The following is a 25,790-nucleotide window of genomic DNA, read 5'->3' as shown; positions in this document are numbered from 1 at the left end:
GTGTTTTATTTGATATGAAAAATTCCAGTAAATTCAAGAGTTTTGAAAGTGTGATAAACGTCAATTCAATGGTGCGTTTTAGTTTTTTGATACTCTTTTCCCTTCTTTTTGTTAACTGTAAATCGGCTAAAGTTTCCAAACACTTGGAAAACTCGTTGAACTCAAATTTTTTTGAAAATCAGTTTACGGGCCTCATGGTTTATAATCCCAGAACCAAGGACACGGTTTTTAATCATAACGCCGAACGCTATTTTACACCAGCGAGCAACACCAAAATATTTACTTTATTTACAGCTTTACAGTATTTGCCTGAAAAAGTTCCAGCCTTTAAATATGCAGTGCATCAAGACACATTAATTGTAAGAGGAACGGGTGATCCAAGTTTCTTGCATCATTATTTTAAGGACAGTACGGCTTTGGAGTTTATGAAAAATTATAAAGCCATAAAATTGGTGACAGATAATTACGCCAATGACAAATTTGGTCCAGGTTGGGCATGGGAAGATTATGACATGTATTACAGTCCAGAACGCAGTGCTTTTCCTCTGTATGGAAATGTCTTGTCAATTTCAAGTACTGGAGATTTGAATACTTATCCCGAAATTTTAAAACCTCAGGCAACTTTTACGTCAATGAATAAGCGCAGGGATTTTAATGAGAATAATTTTTATTACAAACTTACTCGTAAAGACACAATTGAAGTCCCATTTGTATTGGATACAACTCTAGTCAAACAACTTTGGAGTGATTTGTTGCCGGGTAAAGTAGAATTCATCCCTTATTCTACCGCCAAAACCGATCAAGTACTCTACAGCATTCCTTCAGACAGTTTATACAAACGAATGATGCATGTGAGTGACAATTTTTTGGCAGAACAGATCTTAATTTTGACATCCTCAACCGTTTCTGATACCTTGGATGCGGATCCTATTCGGAAATCGATTCTCGAAAATCAACTCAAAGATTTGAAACAAAAACCGAAATGGAGGGATGGCTCCGGGTTGAGTAATTACAATCTCTTCACGCCGTTATCCTTTGTTCAGGTTTTGGAAAAGCTTTACGACGAAATTCCAAGGGAACGCCTGTTCAACTTTTTTCCGGCCGGTGGTGTTAGTGGCACTTTGAAAAATTGGTATGCGGGACCTAATGGCCCTTACGTGTTTGCCAAAACCGGCACGTTGTCTAGCGCGAGTACTTTAAGTGGCTATTTGCTGACTAATTCTGGAGACGTTTTGATATTTAGCTTTATGAACAATAACTACAATACATCTACCAATAAGGTCAAAGAACATATGCAGGCTGTACTGGAATATTTAAGGGATAATTACTAAATGAGAGTTTTACTTTCCATAAAAAATAGCATTCTTAAAGTTACTCTCCTCGGTTTTTAGATCAATCAAGAATCCGTTGACCACCGCATAATCTACGCTGCCATCTTTTTGCAAAACAAAATTAGGGTTGTTGCCTATGTTCACATAAAAACCTGGAACTTTTTGATCTTTGTCCAAAATGTTTATCGGGAGCGAAACGTCTTTATCTTTTTGTGAAAAGTCCGCCAATCGGACATAGGTGTAGCCTGATTTGAGAAGTTCGTAAATGTCCATAGCTTCCAAATCTTTCATGGTCTGGATAGTTTCTGGATAAACCTTTCCTTCAATTAAGCGATACCCGGTAGCATCTACAGTTTCATATCCATAAAAGGTTGAGAGGTCGCCTTTTTCAACAATGCTGCCCACGTTATAAAAACTGTCGTAATTTTTGTCTTGGACTTCCAAATGATTGATTCCGATATCTAAAATATAATCCTTTCCTAAAAGATTATGGGTGAAACGTTCTATTTTTAAATCGAATAATTTGCGATCGTTTTGAGGGATTTTTTCATAATCGTCAATAGAGATATTTTTATAATTTCCATTGGCAATGGTATAACATGCCGATAAAATAGACACAAAATTGAGCTTTCTGATTTCCTGTTTTTCAACGTCATTTTTATAACCGCCGGATTCAATCAATATGGCACTCGTGCCCCATTTTTGAATGTTGTCGCCGAAAGCGCGAGGCTCAAAATCGTCGTTGTAGCGCCCCACTTGTCCTGGAGCATATTTTTGGATGATGCTGTTCATAAAGACAATAACCTTCATGGCATTTCCACGGACGTCATTGATGTCTTTTTCATAATTGTAAGCAGGTGCCAGATAAGAAATGGTCGCTGGTTTAGGCGTACGCTCGGCATTGTAATATGTGCTTTGGTCGTGAAGGTTGAAACCAAAATCGGCATCTAAACTGTCGCGGATGCGTTTTAAAACTTGACCTTCTGGAGACTGTAGCATGAGCGCATCTCTGTTAATATCAATGCCCAAGGCGTTACGTCTGGTAAACACTTCTGCACCATCGGGATTGAGCATTGGCATAAAATGAACCGTCAATTTGCTTAACAATTCTTTTTTTTCAGCTTTAAAATCGTTGCTGTTCAAAAAGTTAAAAATATCGAAAATAGCTTGGGTTGCGGTAGGTTCATCGCCATGCATTTGTGACCATAGAAAAACGTTGACAGCTCCCGTTCCAACACTGATCAAATTGATGTCTTTTCCTTTGATGCTTTCTCCTACTTTTTGAACCGTATAAGATGGATTGTTTTTAAGCTTGAGGATTAAAGGTTGGATGTCTTCATGTTTGATCCGACGTTTGTCCAAGCTTGGTTCTTTGTATTTTGAATAGCTGTCGTATAGACTTGTGGTCATATCATTGACCTGACCCATCATAGAGAATGAGAAAATGGCAAGTACTAAAGTGAAAATAGATTTCATTTGTTGCATTTTATTTGTTTTATTGATCAAAGGACTGTTCGGATAAGACAATCGGTTTATCCTAAATTCTGGAATAAACATATATCATCCTTAATTATTTCTTTTTACCGGAGCTGATTTCAATTTAAGTTTTCGTGTTTTTTTTCTGACGGCTCTCATAAAATCCTCGCCAGGATCAACCTTTTCGGTTCTATAGCCATCATCCTTCTCAAGCCATAACTCATGACCTTCAAAATTAGTATACTCATAGTGGCCAATAAGGTATTCAATAGGATATTTTTTACTCAAATAGTTGACCAACCAGATGTTTGCTTTTATTTGCTCATGGGTCAGAGGTACATCTTTAGTCCCTCCAACATTTTCAACCCCAATGGCGGTGTGGTTTAAACCAATCACATGTCTCGCCATGGTTAATTCTGGCATCAATCGGTAAATGGTACCATCCTGATCTACTAAAAACTGTGAGGATACATTTAAAGCACTTGCTGTAGCAATATCAGGTCTGCTTGGAAGTTGCGATGTGTAGAACGCATCAAAAGATTCTTGGAGTGTTGGGATTTCCGTCCAATGCAATACAATCATTTTGGGTACAATAATCGGTTTGTCTTGTTCTAAACCATAGCGTGTAGATAGATATTCTTTGGTGAGTTGGATCCGCTCTGCATCAAAAACAATCGGTTTATCCACTATTTTTTTGGAAGTGCCGCAAGAAAATAACAAAAACAGACTGATGCAAAAGAGTGCGTATTTCATTATAATAAATTAGGTGAAAATCAAAGTTAGCGAAATTATTTGTTACCAAAGATATTTGAAATATTTAACCGGTATACAAACGCGGTGATTAACTTAAGCTACGTGTCTGACTGACCATTCGGTGAAGTTTCACATCTATTTTTATCATTTGAATTCGTACCCTAATTTTTTAAGATTTACCTCAGGAATGCACAATGAATTCAGCTCATGGATTAGTGTTGATTTGTGGAATTCATGTCTAAAAAACAAAAAGCCGGTTTGGAAAGTCTTTACCCTCTAAATAAAAAGAAATGCTTTTTCATATCTTCAATCTGGGTGTCTTCATTGGTAATGATATAATCGATGGCCTGTGAGGTGAATTCATCACCTTTTTTGGTGAGCGAAACGATTTTATTGTTAATGAGGATCATATTGTTTTTAAGCGCCAAATCCAACACCGTTTTACTTTTCACTTTTTGCCAATTGATATGCTCGTTGAGATGATTGACATGGCGTTCTTCCTCTTCACTGTGATTTTTAAGATGGAGTAAAAAAGTCAACAATGAGACTTCAATGCGTTGTCTTTTTTCTCTGTACATCACGGCAATCAATCCTTTACTTGGGGCAAATAAATACACAAGAAAAAACACGACCCCGAGCATGGTTGCAATGGATCCCGCAATTGAAGCATCCAGCCAATGTGCCACCCAATATCCCGAAATGGCTCCAAAAACCCCGAAAAATATGGCGAGTCCGAGCATTTTCTTTAAATCTGTGGTCAGTAGATAAGCACAGGCAGCCGGGGCAATCATAAGTGCCACAACCAAAATTGCGCCAACGGCATCAAAAGCACCAACAGTCGTAATGGAAGACATGGTCATAAGGCCGTAATGAATGACTACTGGCGAAAAACCTAAGGAGGCGGATAATCCGGGATCAAAAGTGCTGACCTTTAATTCTTTAAAAAACGCGATTAAAAGCGCGACCGTAGCCAGTAAAATAATTCCAATAACCCATAAGGATTTCGGGCCTATATCTGTGCCGCCAATCGTGAGTCGGTCAAAAGGTGCAAAAGCCAATTCACCTAACAACACCGCGTCCACATCCAAATGTATATCATTAGCGTTTTTCGCAATCATGATGACCCCAATACTGAACATTGCAGGAAATACCAATCCGATGGCAGTATCTTCCTTTACCAAACCTGTTTTTTGAATGCGCTCTACTAAAATAACGGTAATAACTCCCGTAAGTGCGGCCAATAAAATGAGGAGTGGCGAGTTGAGGTCCTGTGTGATGAAAAAACCAACGACTAGACCTGGTAAGATAGAGTGGCTAATGGCATCACTGATCATCGCCATTTTTCGGAGCACCAAAAAGGTTCCAGGAATGGCACAGGCAACGGCAACCAAACTAGCAATGAGCTGTATTTCCAATTGGGCGTTACTCATGTTTCTTGAAATTTTGGTTGTATAAATTGGCCGCGGTTTCAAAACCTTCTTCTGTCAAACTCCACATAGCACCATCTAAGGTTACATAGTTTTTATCGGCTAATTTTTGAAGTGTCTTTCGTGTAAAACCTTGAAAGTTGTTTAATATTTTAATGGTATGCGGATGCGAAATATCCTCGTGGGTTTCGGCAATATGATACATAAAGGCGAGGGTTTTTTGAAATTCCAAATCTCTTCTGTTTTTAATAAATCGGATTTGACGAAACAATAAACCTCTTCCTGGTGAAAAGACGAAAGAGAAAATCACAAATACTGACGCCACAATAACAATGACCGGTCCAGTAGAAAGGTTGTCTTGACTGGCACTGATGGCCGTTCCAAAAACTCCTGAAAACGCTCCGAAAATTGCCGCTAAAAACACCATTGTACCTAGACTATTGGTCCATTGTCTTGCAGCTGCGGCAGGAGCCAATAACATGGCGCTCATCAAAACGACGCCCACGGTCTGCAACCCCAAAACGATGGCCAATACAATAAATGTAGTAATCAAAATATCTATGAATTTGGTGTTGAAACCTAAAGTCTTGGTATAGTCTGGATCAAAAAGTAAAAGCTTGAATTCCTTCCAAAATAACAGCATGACGATCAGACAAATTCCTGTGACGATAGCCATTAGCCAAACATCACTTTCCACCAAGGTTGCTGCCTGTCCGAATAAATATTTGTCCAATCCTGCTTGATTGGCATTGGGTTGTTTTTGGATGAAAGTGAGCAACAACATCCCAAATCCAAAAAACAGGGAGAGGATAAGACCCAAAGCAGTATCCGATTTTAAATGTGTTTTGGTCACGATACCCCGGATCCAAAAAGTGCCCACAAGGCCGCTGACCAAAGCGCCAAGAAGTAAGGTGTTGGTGTCTTTGGCACCGGTAATCAAAAATGCCAAGGCGATTCCTGGAAGGGCAGCGTGTGAAATGGCATCACCCAGCAAACTTTGTTTTCGCAACACTGCGAAACTACCGAGCATTCCCGTAACAGCACCCAAAATGGCGGTGCCGAAGGTGATGGTGCGAAGCGTGTAATCGCTAAAAACTAGAGAAAAATAGTCTTGTAAATTCATACCGTATTCCTGCGTGGGCAGGAATCTTTTTTATTTTTTAATTTCAAATGGTTGTGATGGATTCAATAATCATAGATTTATTTTCTTCAAACCTTTCAGGATATTCAATGATTTTTGCCAATGGTTGACTTTATAGATTTTTATTTTTTAATCATCCTGATTGTTTGATCGTTGCGCAAAAGCTCTAATATAGTTTGTGAGTTGGCTGCTATTCCTAAGATTCCTGCCTCCGCAGGAATTGTGCTACTTCTGCACACTCACCTTATAATTAATACCATAAGTCTTTGTCAAGTTATCATCATTAAAAATATCTTTTACAGGACCTGTGGCGATTTTTTTAACGTTTAAAAAAGTGACCCAATCAAAATATTCAGGAACTGTTTGTAGGTCGTGATGCACAACGACTACCGTTTTTCCTGCTTTTCGCAATTCTTTTAAAATATTGATAATGGCAATTTCTGTGGTCGCGTCCACACCTTGAAAAGGCTCGTCCATAAAATAAATGGACGCATCCTGCACCAAGGCCCTGGCCAAAAATATCCGTTGTTGTTGACCGCCAGAAAGCTGACTGATCTGTCTGTTTTTAAATGGGAGCATGCCCACTTTCTCTAAAGCTTCCAAGGCTGCTTTCTTTTCTTTAACTCCCGGACGCTTGATCCATCCCAAACTTCCATAAGTTCCCATCATCACAACATCGAGTGCAACCGTAGGAAAATCCCAATCCACACTTCCTTTTTGTGGCACGTAAGCCACATGGGAACGCTGTTTATGGTAAGGTTTGCCGTAAATGCTAACACTACCAGCAATAGGTTTTAGTATTCCTAAAATGGCTTTTATCAAGGTGGATTTACCAGCCCCGTTAGGGCCAACGATAGCCATGAGGACGCCTTCAGGAATTTCAAGATCGATATCCCAAAGCACAGGCTTATAGTTATAAGCCACAGTTAAATCGTCCACCTTTACCGCCATAACTACGGCGCCTGCCTCGTTGGCAGATATGGATGCAGTAGTCTCGTCCTTGGAATTCGTGTTTTTTATATTGTCCATTGATTTCATGTCATTTTGAACTCTGTGTTATTTTAAGGCAATATTTCTTGTCATGCTGTTGGAAGTCAAAATTAGAAGTTGGAAATTCTGGATTCATCCAATGTAGAGATTCCATTATATGAGTTCTGATTTTCCCGAGATTAACTATGTTGAACCAAACGGTTTCCTGCCTTCGCAGGAATTATCGTAATGCATTCACAATCGTATTTACATTATATTTAAACATCCCAATATAAGTTCCTTCAACAGTACCTGCGTTTCCTAACGCGTCGGAATATAGGGTGCCTCCAATTTCTACGTGATGGTTTTTTGAGTTCACGGCAGCTTGAAGGGCTTCGATGGTACGTCTTGGTACCGAGCTCTCAACAAAAATGGCTTTTATTTTCTTTTCGATAATAAAGTTAGACAAATTTTGAACATCCTGCACCCCAGCTTCGGTAGCCGTGGATAAGCCTTGTAAGCCAACAACTTCAAATCCGTAGGCCTGTCCGAAATAATTAAAGGCATCATGAGCGGTAACCAAAATTCTTTTTTCTTTTGGAAGCGTTTCGATAATGGCTTTGATCTCTGAATCTAAAACTTTTAACTCTTCAAGGTAGGTCTTTCCGTTTTCTTTATAAAGTGCTTCGTTTTTCGGGTCGGCTTCAGAAAGTTTTTGGACTACAAATGAGGTAATGAGTTCCCAGTTATGGACATTAAACCAGATATGCGGGTCATAATTTGAGTCGAAATATTCTGAACCTATTAACGTGCTTTTATCCAAAGCATCTGAAACGGCAATGGTTTTAATGTTCTGACTTTCCATTTTTTCAAAAACATCAACAAGTTTTCCTTCTAAATGTAACCCGCCATAAAAAATCAAATCGGCATTTGCCAATTTCGTGACATCCCCGGCGCTGGCTTTATATAAATGCGGATCCACACCACTTCCCATCAAACCTTGAATGTTCAGTTTATCACCACCAATGTGGTCTAATAAATCGGTAATTAAGGTGGTTGTGGTCACGATGTTGAGGTTGCCGTTGTCTGGCTTAGCATCTTTACAGGCTGAAAAACATATTAAAGTTAATAAAATGAAAACTATTTTTTTCATGAGTCTAAATATAAGTTACGAAAGTACTAAAAAAATGAGGATGTAAGGCTGATTATTAGCGATTTCTCACGATAAATCAGGTTGAAGTCTGGAAATCCATCGGTGTTAAGGTTTTTGAAGCGAGCCGAATAGGTTTTAAATTAAGTGAACAACAGACCGAGTTTTAGAGATTATCTAAAAAACCCAATCTGTTGCTGAATAAATACTCACTTAAAATCAAAATTCCGAATCATTCAATCCGAAGTGTAGGTGTATTTTTACGAGCTAAAAATAAGTCACTATCAAACGAATTAAAAGTTTAGACAAATCTAAATAATCTTTTTGTCTAAAAAAAATTTATATTTGTAGATAATAATATTATGTATGACTCTCGCTGAAGAAAATTACCTTAAAGCCATTTATCATTTAGAAAATCAGTCTTCCAATGATGTATCAACAAATGCGTTAGCCGAAGAAATGCAAACCAAGGCATCTTCCGTTACAGATATGATCAAGAAGTTGGCAGAGAAAAACATGGTTTCCTATATTCCTTATCAAGGCGTTACGCTTTCTAAGGCAGGTCGTGCCCATGCCGTTAAAGTGGTGCGGAAACATCGGCTTTGGGAGGTGTTTTTGTTGGAGAAGCTCAATTTCTCCTGGGATGAAGTGCATGACGTGGCCGAACAATTGGAACATATCAAATCAGAAAAATTAACGGATAAGCTCGATGAGTTTTTGGGTTTTCCGAAAGTGGATCCGCACGGTGACCCCATTCCTGATAAACATGGGCATATTGAAAAGATAGATAAAACCAGTCTTACCGACGCACAGGAAGGTGTGACCTACGTTTGTGTGGGTGTGCATGACAGTTCAAGCGATTTTCTAAAGTATTTGGACGCGAATCATATCAGTCTTGGCACCACTATAGAAATAATCCATAAGGAGCCTTTTGATAATTCGGTTAAAATTAAATTCAATGATGCTGAATTGGTGGTTTCAGAAAATGTCGCCAAAAACTTGTTCTTACAGGAAGTGTCGCATAATTCATAGGATTTCTACACATATCTCACCTCTAAATTTTTTTCAGTGCTGTAATTTTAAAATCAGTAACTTGAGCATTTAAAATTTAATTCTTTTTTATGGTCCGGTTTCTCAGTCTTTTAGTTGGTCTTTTTAGTATTCAATTTGCCGTTTCGCAAACGCAAAAACTGCCCTTTCAGCCTATGGATGTTTTCGCGCTGGAGTGGGCTACTGACCCACAAATATCTCCTGACGGCACTCAGGTTGTCTATAAAAGAAATGGGTTTGATATGATGAAGGACAATGCCAATGGCAACCTCTGGATTGTCAATGCTGATGGCACGTCTCATCGTAAACTGACGTCACGGGAAGTAAGCGAATCTCAAGCCAGTTGGTCGCCAAATGGAGATCGTATTGTGTTTTCAAGTACGACAGATGAAGGTTCAGAAATATATATGTACTGGACAGAAACTGGTCAAATTGCCAGAATTTCCCAATTGGAAACATCGCCAAGTGCCTTAACCTGGTCGCCCGATGGAAAATGGATTGCCTTTACCATGTTCATTTCAGAAAAACCGCCAGTTGTAGCGAAATTACCAGAAAAACCTAAAGGTGCCAAATGGGCTGAACCAGCAAGAATTACGGACCGACTCAAGCATGAAGCCGATGGCAGTGGCTATATGGAACCAGGATTTACACATGTTTTTTTAATTCCTGCCGAAGGAGGTACAGCCAGGCAATTAACAAGCGACAACTATAGCCACCGAGGCAATCTGTCTTTTTCTCCAGATGGAAAGGAGATTTATTTTTCCTCAAACCGATTTGAAGATTGGGAATACCGATTTAGAAATAGCGAAGTTTATAAGGTGAATGTTGCTACCAAAGAAATTACGGCATTGACCTCTCAAGATGGACCCGATCATTCTCCGCAAGTATCGCCTGACGGCAAAACGGTGGCATATTTGGGGTATGAAGATCGGGCGCAGGACCATCAAAACACCTTATTGCACTTGATGAACAGCGATGGCAGGAACAAACGCATTATTTCTTCAAATTTAGATACCAGTGTCTCTGATATTATTTGGGACTCGAGCGGGAAAGGCTTGTATTTTATGTATGACGAAAAAGGGAATACCAAGATAGGATATATCACGACCTCGGGAAAAATTACAAAATTGGCTGATAATGTTGGCGGAACAACCATTGGAAGACCGTATGCTTCAGGGTCGTATGCCGTGTCTCAAAATGGCACCTTGGTTTATACGCAATCGCGACCAGAATATCCAGCGGAATTGGCGGTCATCCAAAATAAAAAACCGGCTAGCTTAATCACAAATTTAAATGCCGATGTGCTTGCTTTTCGTGAATTGGGTAAAACTGAAGAAGTTTGGTACAAATCCACTTTTGACGGCAGAGACATTCAAGGTTGGATTGTTAGACCGCCATTTTATGATGCCTCTAAAAAGTATCCGTTGATCGTTGAGAATCATGGCGGGCCCATTTTGAATTATGGTGACCGATTTACCGCTGAAATCCAGTTGTTCGCTGCGGAAGGGTATGTTGTTTTTTATCCAAATCCGCGTGGGAGTACAAGTTATGGCGAAGAATTCGGGAATTTGTTAAAGAATAATTATCCAGGTCAGGATTATAATGATGTCATGGATGGTGTGGATTATTTAGTTGATAAGGGCATTGTTGAAAATGCTAAATTATACGTCACCGGAGGTAGTGCTGGCGGCATCATGACCACCTGGATGATTGGGAAGAATCATCGCTTTAAAGCTGCTGCAGTGGTGAAGCCTGTGGTCAATTGGATCAGTAAAACCTTGGTAGCAGATAATTATTATGGCTATGCCGATTCGCGTTATGACGGTCAGCCTTGGGAAAATTTTGAAGCCTATTGGAAATTTTCACCAATTTCATTAGTGGGCAATATAGAAACCCCAACTATGGTTATGGTAGGAATGAATGATTTAAGAACCCCGCCAAGTGAGGCAAAGCAACTTTATCACGCTTTAAAACTTAGAAAAATAGAAACCGTTTTAGTTGAAATTCCTGAAGCCTATCATAATATCGTCCAAAGACCAAGTAATTTGATCAGTAAGGTGGCGCATATTTTGGCTTGGTTTAAAAAGTATGAATAATTGTAGGAATTTGTAAAAGAGTGGCTGTGACGGAAATTATGAAAAAGACGTTAGATTGGTTGCTATAATTTTTTTATTTACAAAAAAACGCTATCAACACTACTTAGAACAAAAAAGACTACATAAGGTTTGTTGAAGCCTCTATTTGCAGAATCATATTTTTCTAATTCTTGGACAATTAGATATTTAACTGGCGTTGCAATCCTTAAATTTGTATCTTAGTCATATTGCGGATTGGATTTATCCATCGTCCATGACATGCAATTCTGTTTCCTAAAACGCCGGATACATCACGAAATAAAAAAATAATTACGGCATGTTATCTACTGCCTATTAAAAATCACATAATCATGAAGCAACATAATGTTACCCAAAAACTTATAGACTCCCATTTGATCATTGGAGAAATGACCCCAGGATCGGAAATAGGTATTAAAATAGATCAAGCTCTATTACAGGACGCAACGGGCACCTTAGTTCAATTGGAATTGGAGGCGATGGGCCTTAAGAAAGCTAAAACGGAGATTGCTGTTCAATATGTAGATCATAACCTGCTGCAGACCGATTTTAGAAATGCCGATGACCATGCGTTCCTTTTGTCGGCTTCACAGCGTTTTGGTTTATGGTACAGCCGGGCAGGAAATGGGGTTAGCCACCCGGTGCATATGGAACGTTTTGGTAAACCGGGAAAAACCATGGTAGGAGCGGACAGCCATAGTTGTGCCGCAGGTTCTATGGGGATGCTAGCAATTGGTACAGGGGGATTGGATGTGGCCGCTGCCATTGCGGGCGAACTCTTTTTTGTTAGGATGCCGAAGGTGATGGGCGTTAAATTGACAGGAAAACTTCCGGATTGGGTAAGTGCTAAGGACGTTATTCTGGAGATGCTCCGTAGACATGGTGTTAAGGGCGGGGTCGGGAAAATCTTGGAATATTACGGAGACGGGTTAAAAAACCTAAGCGCTATGGACCGCCACGTCATTGCCAATATGGGTGCCGAATTAGGGGCTACCACCACCGTCTTCCCAAGCGATGGTGAGATCAAACGCTTTTTAAAATCTCAAGGCAGGGAAGAAGATTGGATAGAACTCGTGGCCGATGAAGGTTGTGAATATGATTTACATGAAGAAATTAAGTTGGACGAGTTGGTTCCACTTATAGCCCAACCTACTAGTCCTGGAAATGTAGTTGCTGTGAGTGAAGTTGCGGGAAGACCTATTGGCCAAGTAGTCATCGGATCTTCCGCTAACCCAGGGCTACGTGATTTTTGGATTGCTGGCGCAATTGTAAAAGACAAATCGGTCAATAGCGAAGTATCATTTGATATCAACCCGACATCCAGACAACTTATCCAAAATATGATCGATAACCACGCCTTTGCGAACTTGATCAAAGCAGGGGCAAGGTTCCACCAGTCGGGTTGTATGGGGTGTATCGGGATGGGCCAGGCTCCGGCCTCAGATACCATCAGCTTAAGGACTATGCCACGAAATTTCCCAAGCAGGTCGGGGACGGAAGATGACCAGGTTTACCTTTGCAGTCCTGAAACGGCTGCGGCTTCTGCCCTAACAGGAAAAATTACTGATCCTAGAGACCTTGAGAAATTATATGGCATGAGCTATCCCCAATATGAAAATCCAGAAATGGAAATCATCAATACCGAACTATTGGTCGCTCCTCCCGAGGATGGTTCGCAAATTGAATTAAAGAAAGGTCCCAATATTAAAGCATTGCCTCATATTAATCCACTGATGGACGATTATGAAGTGCCGGTTCTCTTAAAAATGGGGGATGACGTATCTACCGATGAGATTTTGAAAGCCGGAGCAGAAGTATTGCCTTTTAGAAGTAATCTTCCAGAAATTAGCAAATACACCTTTTCGGTGATTGACCACACTTTCTATGATAGGGCCATGGAGTCAAAAACCCTGTATGGCGGGCACATTGTAATCGCCAAGGAAAATTACGCCCAGGGATCAAGTAGGGAACACGCTGCACTTGCACCTAAATATCTGGGTCAAGTTGCCGTCATAGCCTTGTCCTATGCTCGTATTGCTTGGCAAAACCTTGCAAATTTCGGGATATTGCCTCTTGAGTTTAAGTCTATCAAAGATTATGACAAGATCGAGCAGGGAGATACCGTGAGCTTTAAAAATTTAAGGAACGATATTAGAGACCGGAAGCCCATTAGAGTCAAGGTCAGTAATGATTCAGGTAAAAAACTTGAATTTGAGACTAAACATACCTTAAGCGACCGCCAGATAAATATGCTGCTTAAAGGTGGTATCATTAATGAGTTTAAGGAAAAACTCAAATCTTAAGAAAGATTGTTTTATAAGATAAACCCTAATTGTTGTATCTGAAATAAAAAAGCCGAGAATTATATCTCGGCTTTTTCTTTCTGTACTCAAGGCGGGAATCGAACCCGCACGTCTCGCGACATTGGATTTTGAATCCAACGTGTCTACCAATTCCACCACTTGAGCAAGGATGTACTAATCGGACTGCAAAATTATAAAAATTTTTTCTACAAACAACTAAAATATCTTTCTTTTATACTTTTTCTGTCCAATTAAATTCTTAAATTTGCAGCCTGTTAAAGAAAACGAGGATTAATTCGTTATAAAACACTCTATTACAATGCCTAATTTTATTACAGAAGCCAAAATTTTTGCGTGTTCACAGAGTACAGAACTTGCTGAAAAAATAGCAGCCACCTTTGGTGCGCCTTTAGGTAAGGTCATTACATCTACCTATAGTGATGGGGAGTTTCAGCCGTCTTATGAAGAATCTATAAGAGGGACGCGAATTTTCATCATTGGATCTACACATCCTGGCCCTAAAAACTTAATGGAAATGTTATTGATGATTGACGCCGCAAAGCGTGCATCAGCAAGACATATCACAGCGGTTTTACCTTATTTTGGTTGGGCAAGACAGGATAGAAAGGATAAACCAAGAGTGCCAATTGCTGCCAAACTTGTGGCAAAAATGCTGGAAGCAGCCGGAGCAACCCGAATCATTACTATGGATTTGCACGCAGATCAAATTCAAGGATTTTTTGAAAAACCTGTAGACCATTTGTTTGCATCTACGATATTTCTTCCTTATCTGAGAAGTCTGAATCTTGACAACTTGACTATCGCTTCACCAGATATGGGGGGGTCCAAAAGAGCCTATGCCTATTCCAAAATAATGGAAAGTGATGTGGTCATCTGTTATAAGCAACGTGAAAAAGCCAACGTAATTTCGCATATGGAATTGATTGGTGATGTTACTGGTAAAAACGTGGTGTTGGTAGATGATATGGTTGATACTGCAGGAACATTGACCAAAGCCGCTGATTTGATGATGGAGCGTGGCGCATTGAGCGTTAGAGCAATTTGTACACATCCTATTTTATCAGGAAATGCTTATGAGCGCTTGGAGAATTCAAAATTGGAAGAATTGATCGTTACCGATTCCATTCCTTTAAAACAAAAAAGCGACAAGATCAGAGTGATCAGTTGCGCCGATTTGTTTGCTGGGGTAATGCATAACGTACACTATAACAAATCTATCAGTTCTAAATTTCTGATGTAGGTTTCGACAGGCTCAACCGACATTCGACTGGCTCAACCAACATTCGACAGGCTGACGTCAGTAACAAATAAATAACACGAATAAACAATAGTAAATAAGAGTACTAATTAATAAATAAATTTTAAATGAAATCAATTACAATCAACGGATCTCAAAGAGAAAGCGTGGGCAAAAAAGCAACAAGAGCCTTACGTAATGCTGGTCAGGTTCCTTGCGTACTATACGGAGGAGACAACCCAGTGCATTTCTCAGCACCTGAATTGGCTTTCTCTAAACTGGTTTATACGCCAAATGCGCATACAGTTGTGATTGCCTTAGAAAATGGAACGTCATTTAACGCGATTATGCAAGACATTCAATTCCATCCAGTAACTGACAGAATCCTGCACGTGGATTTTTATAAGTTATATGAAGACAAAGAAATCATGATGGAGATTCCTGTACACGTCATTGGAACTTCAAAAGGGGTGCTAAATGGTGGCGTATTACAAAGAAACCAACGTAAGCTTAGAATCAAAGCGATCCCAGCAAACTTGCCAGATTTTATAGAGGTTGATATTACACCTTTAAAAATTGGAAGTAAAATGTACATTACTGAACTGGAAAACCCAAATTACGAGTTCTTACACCCAGATAATACCGTGATTTGTCAAGTAAGACGTTCTAGAGCAAGTATTGCCGAATTTGAAGGTGAAGATGAAGACGAGCTTGAAGAAGGAGCAGAAGGTGCAGAAGGTGCAGAAGCAACTGCTGAAGGCGCTGAAACACCTGCAGAAGGTCAAGAATAAATCTTGTTTCGCAACATATTTAAAAGCATTCTGTTCATTCAGGATGCTTTTTTTAGTGAAACCCAAAACTCAAAAGCGAAGCGCATTGAGTTTTGCTGGTTGAACTAATCCCGCCTTTTGGCGGGATCTCTAGTTCCACGTTACTATCTATGTTGTTACAAGCCGAAGGCGCATTGAGTTTTGCTGGTTGAACTAATCCCGCCTTTTGGCGGGATCTCTAGTTCCACGTTACTATCTATGTTGTTGAAAGCCAAAGACGCATTGAGTTTTGTTGGTTGAACTAACCCCGCCTTTTGGCGGGATCTCTAGTTCCACGTTACTATCTATGTTGTTAAAAGCTAAAGACGCATTGGGCTTTGCTGGATATCTATGATCTACTGAAATAGCTTCGATTTTTTTAGCAAGATCTCCGTTAAGACCTTTTTCTATCCCCAATTGAAGATTGTTTACCGGAATTATCCCGAAATTTTCTCAAAAAAGGTTATTTTTCACTTTGATAAATTGGTTTTAAGATAGCACTTGCATGTTCAGTTTTTTACGCAATTTTTTTAGATCTTCAAAAAACGCAACACCTGTTGAAGAAAATACTATGAAAAAATATCTCATTGTAGGTTTAGGCAATATTGGCAGTGATTATGCCAACACGCGCCATAATATTGGTTTTAGAATCTTGGACCATTTGGCCAAAAAGGAGAGTTTAACTTTTGAGACTCAAAAATTAGGAGACGTGGCCGTATATAAATTTAAAGGGCGACAGTTTATTTTATTAAAACCCAGCACCTATATGAATTTGAGCGGGAAGGCCATCGTTTATTGGTTGAACAAAGAAAACATTCCTCTTGAAAACCTATTGGTAATTACCGATGATTTGAATTTGCCTTTTGGTACCATTCGTCTAAAGACCAAAGGAAGTGATGGTGGCCATAATGGATTAAAGGACACGCAAGACAAATTGCAAACTACCAACTACAACCGCTTCAGGTTCGGTATCAGTGATGCCTTTAGCCAAGGCCGACAGGTAGATTATGTTTTGGGAGAATGGACGCCAGAAGAAGAAGCGAAATTATCAGAACGTCTGGACAAGGCCTTCGAACTCATAAAATCCTTTGGAACCGCTGGTATAAATATTACAATGAATACGTTTAATGGTCAGTAGAAATTTTATCTAATAATTCTACAAGTCTCATGGAAACATGCACTTCCATTGTGTTTTCTTGATAAAGGATGTGTTCAACCCTAGTGTTTTTTAAAAAACTTAACGATTAGGAAACATTAAGTTAACATTAAATTCAGTTCTTTGTCTTTGAAAAAAACTATGATTAATGACCTTTCGACCAACACTTTTGGTGTTTTTTTTTGTTGCGTTTTCAGTTGTCCATGCTCAGGAGGTGTCTGCTCCTAAGTTTGGAGATGGCATTCTTAATCTTAAAGGAAAAGATAGTACGTGGTCAATGAAAGTAGGTATGCAAATGCAATTTCAGGCATTTGCACAATGGGAAGAGGAAAACGCCAGTTTTACTAATGGACAAACGAATTTTTTAATCAGAAGAGCACGCCTCAAACTTGATGGATTTGTCTACTCCCCAAAATTAACTTATAAAATAGCCATCGGTCTCGCCAATAGGGATATTTCCGGAGCTTCCGAATATACCTCTAATGCGCCCCGCTATATTTTAGATGCGGTTATGAAATGGAATTTTCATGAAAACTTCGAATTATGGTTCGGACAAACAAAACTTCCAGGCAATAGGGAGCATCTCATATCTTCAGGCAATCTTCAGCTCGTTGATAGATCACCTTTGAACGGTAATTATAATATTGATCGGGATCTTGGATTTCAATTAAGACATCATTTTAAAGTTTCTGAAAAGTTTGTCATTAAAGAGGCATTTGCATTGTCTCAAGGTGAAGGACGCAATATTACCTCTGGAAACCTTGGCGGTTTTCAATACACATCGCGGTTGGAGTTGCTTCCGTTCGGCAATTTTACAAAGAACGGAGATTATATAGGTGGTGATATCTACAGAGAAGACACACCTAAATTAGCATTTGGTGTGACCTATGATTTCAATAACAATGCCGTCAAAACACGAAGCAATCAAGGCTCATATATGGTGACGGATACAGGATTTTTTGAAACTAATATTTCAACGGTCTTTGTTGATGCCATGTTTAAATACCAAGGGTTTTCGTTGATGGCGGAATATGCTGATAGAACTGCTACCGATCCGGTGGCGAAGAATTCTGACGGGACGCTTACCGGTGATGCCGTTCAAATAGGAAACGGTCTGAATTTCCAGGCAGGTTATCTATTTGAAAGTAATTGGGAAGTTTCTGGAAGGTATACGAATATAGAATTTGACAAAGATATAACAGCTAATAATGCTCAAAATCAGTTCACTTTAGGAGTTTCGAAATACATTATAGGTCATAAATTAAAAGTCCAATCTGATGTAAGCTATTTAGCGATGAATATCTCAAATGACCAACTGATGTGGCGATTGCAATTTGGCATTCACTTTTAAAAAATAACATTGAGGTAACATGCGCTTCAAAAACTGTAAGGATATTTGCAAACTATTTTAAACTAAATTATGGACAATATTTACTTATACATGATCATTGCCTTAGCCATTCTAGCAGTTGCTGATTTGGTGGTTGGTGTCAGCAATGATGCCGTGAATTTTCTAAACTCGGCAATGGGTTCGAAAGCGGTGTCTTTTCGAACGCTGATGATTGTGGCGAGTCTTGGAATTGGAATTGGTGCGATATTTTCAAGTGGGATGATGGAAATAGCCCGTAGTGGGATTTTCCTTCCTGAACAGTTTATGTTCAGTGAAATTATGATCATTTTTATGGCGGTCATGCTCACTGATATTTTACTTTTAGACTTCTTTAACTCTATTGGGTTGCCAACTTCCACGACGGTCTCCATTGTCTTCGAACTCCTTGGAGCATCTGTTGCGATGACCTTGATTAAATTAAGTCATAGTGGTGGGGGGTATATGGAAGTCTTGGATTACATCAATACAGATAAAGTATCGGAAATTATCTTCGGAATTTTGCTTTCTGTAGTGGTGGCGTTTTCTATTGGTGCCTTTGTACAATGGGTGGCCAGACTCTTGCTTTCTTACGATTTTGAAAGAAAAGCAAATTGGGTAGGTGCGTTATTTGGAGGATTGGCCTTGACTTCAATAACTTATTTCATTTTCATAAAAGGAATTGGCGGTACCAATTTTGCCAGTCAAAGTTATGATCTGATTGGAGGTGAAACCATAAAAGCGTTTTTAGAGCATCAAGTAGTATATATCGTGACCATCAGCCTTGTTTTTTGGATAGCGCTGTCTTACGCAGTAATTGAATTTTTAAAGGCTAACATTTATAAATTGGTCATTTTGGTAGGTACTTTTGCCTTGGCATTGGCTTTTGCAGGGAATGACTTGGTCAACTTTATCGGGCCTACAATTGGGGCCTTCCAGGCCTATTCTGATTTCATGGACCCCGCGGTCAATACGCTTGGGCTGTCGGCCTCAGAATTTTCCATGGAAAGTTTGGGCGAATCTGCTGCAACTCCTACCTTATTATTGTTCTTGGCAGGTGTCATTATGGTAGTGACCCTTTGGTTTTCCTCTAAGGCTCAAAATGTGGTAAAAACTTCTATTGACCTTTCAAGTCAAGGGGATACTAAAGAACGGTTTCAACCCAATTTTTTATCGAGAATATTCGTTAGGGTAGCAATGGGATTGTCACAAGCATCCTCATATATCCTACCCAAATCATGGGAAGCTAAAATAGATAAGCAGTTTCAGCCTCCTGTCATTCAATTGGCAAAAGATAAAGTACACGAATTACCTTCTTTTGACTTGGTAAGGGCTGCTGTAAACCTTATGGTTGCTGCTGTGTTGATTGCCATTGCAACGTCTTGGAAGTTGCCTTTATCTACAACCTACGTTACGTTTATGGTTGCTATGGGATCTTCCCTTGCCGACCGTGCCTGGGGAGCTGAAAGTGCTGTGTATAGAGTGGCAGGTGTGATCAACGTGATTGGTGGATGGTTTTTTACCGCGATCAGTGCCTTCCTTTCAGCGGCTTTAGTGGCCTATTTACTGAATCTGAATATTAAGGTCATGTTCCCGATTTTATTGTTAGTTGCATTTGGCTTACTGATCAAAAGTTCCATTGCGCATAGAGACAAGTTGAAGGAAACGAAAGCTGAAGATCGTTTGAACAAAACCGAAAGCAGTTCTGTACAGGGCGTGATTCATGAAAGTGCAAAGAACATTGCCAATGTTATCAAACGTGGGAATAGGATATATACCAATGCTATTAACGGACTTGCTTTACAGGATCTTTCACTGTTGAAGAAAAACAAGAAACAAGTTCGAAAACTCTCTGATGAGGTGGAAGAACTGCGTGACAACATCTTCTATTTTATTAAAAACTTAGACGATTCAAGTGTTGGCGCCAGTAATTTTTACATCAATATTTTAGGATATCTGCAGGATATGACCCAGTCTTTGGAATACATTTCTAAAATGAGCCACAAACACATCCACAACAACCATAAAAAACTGAAGTTCAGTCAAATAAAAGAACTTAAGGAAGTGGATGAACGTTTTGAGCGCTTGTTCAACAATTCTAGAAATGCCTTTGAATCTCATTCCTTTGAGGAAATAGGAATCATTCTCGGGAGAAAAAAGGAAATTGTATCTCTTGTTACGGGCAAGATCCAGAAACAGGTGGAGCGAACACGAACAGAAGAATCGAGTCCGAAAAATACGACCTTATATTTCAGCATTCTGTTAGAAACAAAAGACTTGTTGACGGCTACCATGAATCTGTTGGAAGAGTATTATCAGGCACATGACAGTTCTGTAAAACCAATTCCGTTTCCTGATAAACACAAGAAGTAGGACCGGATTTATCTGCTAAAAACAAAACACCCTAAATGGATATCATAGACATTTAGGGTGTTTTTATTAATTATCTAAAGGTTGAAATTCTACAATTTTATTGCAACTACTTTGGTTTCTTTAAATGTTTTAGCCACGTCCCGATGGCTAGAGGGATCACGAGTAATTATGTATTTTTACATATCCTAAACCGGCTATTTCACGAGTTAGACTTTCAGTCTGCTAATATAAAACTATAGATTTTCAAGTTATGGTGGTTTGTTTATCTCAGCAAGCAATGATTTGTAATATCTTAATGATGCGATAAAAAAAGACCAACTGAACGGGGTGTCAGTTGGTCTTTTATCAGTGTTCTATTTAACTGAGGCTATTCTGCCAATTCTTGATCCAGATCTTTATTGACTGATTTAATTTTAACACGCAACCACATTTTAAACTTGGTCACCAAAAAGAATAGAATTGGCACGACTATCAGCGTAAGGAAAGTTGCAATCAACAATCCGTAAATAACCGTCCAAGCTAAAGGGCCCCAGAATACGACGTTATCACCACCCATATAAATATCGGCGTCAAATTCTTTAAATAATGTAAAGAAATTAATATTGAGACCGATGGCCAAAGGCACCAATCCTAAAATGGTGGTAATCGCTGTTAACAATACCGGGCGCAAACGCGCTTTCCCAGCCTTGACAATGCTTTCAAAAAGGTCTTCAATTTCTAAATAATCACTTTTATCGAGACCGAGCTCGAATTTTTTACGCTCGATGAGCAATTCGGCGTAATCCAAAAGTACGACCCCGTTATTCACCACAATTCCTGCCAAGGAAATAATTCCAACCATGGTCATCATAATCACAAAAGCACTTCCTGTAATCACGATGCCTCCAAAGACACCAATAAAACTCAAAAATATGGCCAACATAATAATGGCGGGTTTTGATATGGAGTTGAATTGGAAAATAAGGATAAAGAAAATTAATCCAAGACCCGTTAAGAATGCACCTACCAAGAATGTCATTTGTTTTTGTTGCTCTTCAATCTGTCCTGTATAATCAATTTTGATATTCTCGGGCATTCCTTCGTAGCTTTTCATTTCGTTTTGAATCTGTCCTACAATGGCGCCTGCGTCCGTAAACCCAGGAGATAGTGCTGAATAAACAGTAACCACACGATTAGTGCCCTTATGCTTTATCGCACTGAAGCCTGAAGTATTCTCATATTTAATGAGCGTAGATAACGGAATGTCCTTTATCTGGCCCTTATTATCCCGGAACGTAATGTTCTGGTTAAACAATGCGTTTATGTTATAACGGTTCTCTTGATTAAAACGCACGTAAATATCATAATTATCGCCTCCTTCCTTATAGATGCCTGCTTTAGCTCCAAATATGGAATTACGTAATTGCTGGCCAATCTGTGAAGCACTTACGCCAAGCTCTCCTGCTTTTTCCCGATCGATGATGACACGCATGGTTGGCTTGTCTTTATTCACATCAATTTTAAGCTCGTCAATGCCCGCAACATTTTTGGCGTTTATAAATTCGCGCATATTTTCCGCAGTGGCAATCAACTCATTGTAATCTTCACCTTGAATTTCTATATTGATTGGTGCTCCTACCGGTGGCCCATTGGCGTCTTTTTCGACGGAAATTAAAACCCCAGGATAGATGCCTACCAAGGCTTCCTGAACTTTTTGACGTAGCAATTCACTGTCAGCGCCTTGTCGGTATTTATATTCGCGCATGGAAGCTGTGATCTTTGCTTTATGAGGCATTTCTGCAGCTGATCCCATATCTGCTTGAGGATCTCCGGCACCTTCACCAACTTGAGATACGGCACTCTCTACCAAAAAGTTGTAATCGTCGTCTCGATACTGTTTATCGTTGATGACGCTATAGACACGTTTCTCAATCAGTTTTGTGATGGTATTGGTTTTTTCAATCGCAGTACCTTGTGGATACTCAATATATACAATGATTTGATTGGGTTTATTGTCTGGAAAGAACTCCACTTTTGTGCGTTGCGATGACAAAGAAGCGCCAAACCCCACAAATGCCAAAATCAACAAGGCAAAAGTTCCGAGGCTTAAAATATAAGGCATCTTTCCGGTGAGTGCTCCACGCAGTTGGCGTTCATACCAGTTTTCTAATTTAACAAGCGTGCTATTTTGAAAGTTATTGGCCCATTTTCTTAGGAAGAAACGATATACCCAAAGCATAATGGCAGTAAATATCATAAGTGTTCCGAGGGCGCGATATTCGCCTGCTACAAAAAACACGATCAATCCGATAATAGCCATTACACTTGTGGTGATGATAATGCGTTTTAACGGCATGTTTTTATCTTCAATGCTCATAAATTGAGACACTAAAACGGAGTTGAAAAATATGGCGACAAACAATGAAGACCCAAGAACTACCGATAGGGTGATTGGTAGGATCATCATAAATTCACCCATAATCCCTGGCCATAATCCCAATGGGATAAATGCCGCTACTGTTGTAGCCGTTGAAATAATGATTGGGAAAGCAATCTCACCAATACCTTTTTTGGCAGCTTCCAAACGGGTCATTCCTTCTTCATCCATCAAGCGATAGACGTTTTCAACCACTACAATACCGTTATCTACTAACATTCCAAGACCCATAATCAGTCCGAAAAGTACCATCGTATTTAAACTATGACCTAACAGATTCAAGATCATTAAGGACATGAACATGGACATCGGAATAGCAAATCCGACAAAAATGGCATTCTTAAATCCTAAGAAGAACATGAGCACCGTAACGACCAAAATAACCCCAAAAATAATGTTGTTGACCAAGTCATCCACCTGACCAATAGTTACTGTAGATTGGTCATTGGCAATAGAAACCTTAAGGTCATGTGGGAAGACGTCAGCCTTAGCTTTATCAATAATAACCTTAACTTGCTCTACGGCATCAACCATGTTCTTTCCGGCACGTTTTTTTACGTCCAACATGACCACAGGATCTCCAAATTCGCGCGCAAATGTCGTATTATCTTCTTCTTGAAAAGAGACGGTGGCAATATCTTTAAGATAGATAGCGTTCCCGTCTTCTGACTTTACGACAAAGTTTTCCAATTCTTTAGGTGAATCAATTTCTCCCAAAATACGAATGGTACGTCGTTGTCCGCTGGCAATTAAATTTCCTGCAGACATGGTAACATTCCCGTTTTTAATGGCGCCGATCACATCATTAAATGTGACCTGTGATGCCATCATTTTATAGATGTCCACGGCAACTTCGATCTCCTTTTCTTGAGCGCCACGAATGTCTGCTTTTTTAATTTCTTGAACATCTTCAATTTCATCCTGAAGGTATTCCGCAAACTCCTTAAGTTTTTCAACCGTATAATCTCCAGAAATATTAATGTTAAGGATTGGCATTTCTTCAGAAAGGCTCATCTCAAAGACATCTGGAACCACTTTCGCGTCATTAAATGTTGGCCAATCTTCACTCGCGGTTTCACTGTCTATTTCATCCTTTACTTTTTGTTTGGCCTGTTCTACAGTAATGTTCTCATCAAATTCTACAACTACCATAGAAAAATCCTCTTGGGAGGTAGAGGTGATCTCCACCACATTACTTAAGGTTTTTAATCGATCTTCAAGCGGATCTGTAATGAGTTTTTCAATGTCTTCTGCTGTGTTTCCAGGGAATATGGAACTCACAAAAACTTTAGTGATGTTGACTTCTGGAAAACTCTCCCGAGGCATACTAAAAAATGCGGAAACACCTAAATAAAAAATCACGGCAATAAGCACATACATGGTGGTCTTATTGGTAATTGCCCATGAAGACAAGCCAAATTCCTTTTCCACTTGTTTTTTCTTCTTACTCATTCTTATTGTTGTCTAGTATTAATACCTCTACGGTTTGCCCGTCTTTTACACTTCTTGCACCTTCATCAATCAGTTCTGCATCACTTTCTATCCCTTCCAAAACCTCAATCAGATCGCCTTGGGTTCGCCCAGTTTTGATGATCACTCTGGAAGCAATGCCTTGATTTTTATCGTTTTTATCCTTGACAACATAGACATATTGTTCCCCTTCGGCATTCTCAGAAATTATGCTTTGTGGAATCAATACAGCGTCTTTATTCGTGTAATCGTTGATTTTTAGACGGGCTGTAAGATTTGGTTTAAACGTCCCTTCCTTGTTTGGAATGCCAATTTCTGCCTTGAACGTTCTGTTGGAAGCGCTGATCACATTACTGGTTTGACGAACTTTAGCTAATATTGTTTTACCAAGTATGGGGAAATTGACTTCTACATCTTTCCCTACAGTAATAGTTTTGAGATGACGCTCAGGAACTTCGGTTTCAATATACATATTGTCTAAGTTGACAATGCGCATTAATTGGGTTTGACCTGCTGCAACAACACTACCTTGTTCAGAGATCACCGCATCAATTGTTCCTGAAAATGGCGCTTTTACAATAGTTTTTGCTATTTGCTGCTTGATTTGGTTAACGGCTTCCACCTGACCTTCATAAGTGGATTTGGCTTGAAGAAACTGGATTTCACTTCCAATTTTTTGATCCCATAATCTTTTTTGACGTTCAAAGGTTGTTTGTGCTAAATCTGTTTGAATTTGCTGTTGTGCCAATTGTTGGCTCAAACCACCATCATCAATTTTACCAAGAGATTGACCTTTGCTCACCCGTTGCCCTTCCTTAACATAAACATGAGTCAAAATACCACTGTACTCAGGTGTTATAATCATTAAATCTTTTGTAGTGACATTGCCTTGTAGTTCCAATACGTGATTGAATTCTTCAGGAGTGGCTTTAAAAGTCGTGATTAGCGGTACGTTTTTGGTGGTGTCCAAAACGGAAATTTTTTCATCAAGCAACACAATCTTGCCGTGAAGTATTTGTTGTTCATCTACAAGTTCTGCTCTTTTCTTTCTGATGGTTTCAAGATTGTTGCTTTCCAATGCTTTTTCAACCGTATTTTTTTTGCCTTCTCCACAGGAGGTAAGAAGAACACTTAATGTTAAGATGGTGAGTATGTATTTCATGTTTGAATGGTTTATTGTGCTGAGGTATTTATTGTTATAAGTTATTTGCAAATTTTTTAAACACTA

17 protein-coding genes and 1 tRNA gene are annotated in these 25,790 nt (G+C 39.3%); 9 read left to right on the top strand and 9 right to left on the bottom strand.

Annotation, left to right across the window (positions count from 1 at the left end; genetic code table 11):
• The first annotated feature begins 14 nt into the window (after window positions 1-14).
• Window positions 15-1,331: a D-alanyl-D-alanine carboxypeptidase/D-alanyl-D-alanine-endopeptidase gene (locus tag ESZ48_RS00700; RefSeq protein ID WP_223266321.1), complete on the top strand. Its 1,317-nt coding sequence runs from the start codon at window positions 15-17 to the stop codon at window positions 1,329-1,331.
• A 9-nt stretch (window positions 1,332-1,340) separates the two neighbouring features.
• Here ESZ48_RS00700 and ESZ48_RS00695 read toward each other — a convergent pair whose 3' ends face one another.
• From ESZ48_RS00695 to ESZ48_RS00670, 6 genes are all read right to left on the bottom strand, one after another.
• The gene (locus ESZ48_RS00695) at window positions 1,341-2,807 is read right to left on the bottom strand and encodes a M14 family zinc carboxypeptidase (protein WP_129015389.1); all 1,467 of its coding nucleotides are present in this window, start codon (window positions 2,805-2,807) and stop codon (window positions 1,341-1,343) included.
• Window positions 2,808-2,897: 90 nt separating this feature from the next.
• Complete coding sequence (locus ESZ48_RS00690) at window positions 2,898-3,560, bottom strand: N-acetylmuramoyl-L-alanine amidase (protein WP_129015388.1); 663 nt, start codon at window positions 3,558-3,560, stop codon at window positions 2,898-2,900.
• Window positions 3,561-3,829: 269 nt separating this feature from the next.
• Window positions 3,830-4,990 (bottom strand): metal ABC transporter permease, encoded by a 1,161-nt coding sequence (locus ESZ48_RS00685; RefSeq protein ID WP_129015387.1) that lies wholly within the window; start codon window positions 4,988-4,990, stop codon window positions 3,830-3,832.
• Window positions 4,983-6,110 (bottom strand): metal ABC transporter permease, encoded by a 1,128-nt coding sequence (locus ESZ48_RS00680; protein ID WP_129015386.1) that lies wholly within the window; start codon window positions 6,108-6,110, stop codon window positions 4,983-4,985. The genes ESZ48_RS00685 and ESZ48_RS00680 overlap by 8 nt, the downstream gene beginning before the upstream one ends.
• Window positions 6,111-6,353: 243 nt before the next feature.
• Window positions 6,354-7,079 carry a metal ABC transporter ATP-binding protein gene (locus tag ESZ48_RS00675; RefSeq protein ID WP_129016029.1) on the bottom strand — a complete coding sequence of 242 codons (726 nt, stop codon included), beginning with the start codon at window positions 7,077-7,079 and terminating at the stop codon, window positions 6,354-6,356.
• Window positions 7,080-7,338: 259 nt separating this feature from the next.
• Window positions 7,339-8,250: a metal ABC transporter solute-binding protein, Zn/Mn family gene (locus ESZ48_RS00670; RefSeq protein WP_129015385.1), complete on the bottom strand. Its 912-nt coding sequence runs from the start codon at window positions 8,248-8,250 to the stop codon at window positions 7,339-7,341.
• Window positions 8,251-8,613: 363 nt separating this feature from the next.
• Here ESZ48_RS00670 and ESZ48_RS00665 point away from each other — a divergent pair, with 363 nt between their 5' ends.
• The 3 genes from ESZ48_RS00665 to ESZ48_RS00655 all read left to right on the top strand — a co-directional run bounded on the left by ESZ48_RS00665 (window position 8,614) and on the right by ESZ48_RS00655 (window position 13,714).
• A complete protein-coding gene (locus ESZ48_RS00665) occupies window positions 8,614-9,279 on the top strand; it encodes a metal-dependent transcriptional regulator (RefSeq protein ID WP_129015384.1) in 666 nt (221 codons plus the stop codon).
• Between the two features lie 89 nt (window positions 9,280-9,368).
• Entirely contained in the window at window positions 9,369-11,393 is a 2,025-nt protein-coding gene (locus tag ESZ48_RS00660) for a S9 family peptidase (protein WP_129015383.1), read from the top strand.
• A gap of 350 nt (window positions 11,394-11,743) precedes the next feature.
• On the top strand, window positions 11,744-13,714 hold the full coding sequence (locus ESZ48_RS00655; protein WP_129015382.1) for an aconitate hydratase: 1,971 nt from the start codon (window positions 11,744-11,746) through the stop codon (window positions 13,712-13,714).
• 83 nt (window positions 13,715-13,797) lie between these two features.
• Here the strand turns inward: ESZ48_RS00655 and ESZ48_RS00650 are convergent.
• A tRNA-Leu gene (locus ESZ48_RS00650) sits at window positions 13,798-13,879 on the bottom strand.
• Between the two features lie 154 nt (window positions 13,880-14,033).
• Between ESZ48_RS00650 and ESZ48_RS00645 the strand changes: the two genes are divergently transcribed.
• From ESZ48_RS00645 to ESZ48_RS00625, 5 genes are all read left to right on the top strand, one after another.
• Window positions 14,034-14,975 (top strand): ribose-phosphate pyrophosphokinase, encoded by a 942-nt coding sequence (locus ESZ48_RS00645; RefSeq protein ID WP_129015381.1) that lies wholly within the window; start codon window positions 14,034-14,036, stop codon window positions 14,973-14,975.
• Window positions 14,976-15,100: 125 nt separating this feature from the next.
• Window positions 15,101-15,763: a 50S ribosomal protein L25/general stress protein Ctc gene (locus ESZ48_RS00640; RefSeq protein WP_129015380.1), complete on the top strand. Its 663-nt coding sequence runs from the start codon at window positions 15,101-15,103 to the stop codon at window positions 15,761-15,763.
• Between the two features lie 523 nt (window positions 15,764-16,286).
• Window positions 16,287-16,919, top strand: coding sequence for an aminoacyl-tRNA hydrolase (gene pth, locus ESZ48_RS00635; RefSeq protein ID WP_190246175.1), 633 nt, complete (start codon window positions 16,287-16,289; stop codon window positions 16,917-16,919).
• Window positions 16,920-17,085: 166 nt separating this feature from the next.
• Complete coding sequence (locus ESZ48_RS00630) at window positions 17,086-18,288, top strand: porin (RefSeq protein WP_129015378.1); 1,203 nt, start codon at window positions 17,086-17,088, stop codon at window positions 18,286-18,288.
• A 69-nt stretch (window positions 18,289-18,357) separates the two neighbouring features.
• On the top strand, window positions 18,358-20,676 hold the full coding sequence (locus ESZ48_RS00625) for an inorganic phosphate transporter (RefSeq protein ID WP_129015377.1): 2,319 nt from the start codon (window positions 18,358-18,360) through the stop codon (window positions 20,674-20,676).
• A 367-nt stretch (window positions 20,677-21,043) separates the two neighbouring features.
• Here the strand turns inward: ESZ48_RS00625 and ESZ48_RS00620 are convergent, their stop codons facing one another.
• Window positions 21,044-24,544, bottom strand: coding sequence for an efflux RND transporter permease subunit (locus ESZ48_RS00620; protein WP_129015376.1), 3,501 nt, complete (start codon window positions 24,542-24,544; stop codon window positions 21,044-21,046).
• Window positions 24,537-25,724: an efflux RND transporter periplasmic adaptor subunit gene (locus tag ESZ48_RS00615; protein WP_129015375.1), complete on the bottom strand. Its 1,188-nt coding sequence runs from the start codon at window positions 25,722-25,724 to the stop codon at window positions 24,537-24,539. The genes ESZ48_RS00620 and ESZ48_RS00615 overlap by 8 nt, the downstream gene beginning before the upstream one ends.
• Window positions 25,725-25,790: the final 66 nt, after the last annotated feature.

The organism is Gelidibacter gilvus (genome assembly GCF_004115975.1).
Taxonomy (GTDB): Bacteria; Bacteroidota; Bacteroidia; order Flavobacteriales; family Flavobacteriaceae; genus Gelidibacter; species Gelidibacter gilvus.
This window is presented reverse-complemented; position numbering and strand designations above follow the sequence as displayed.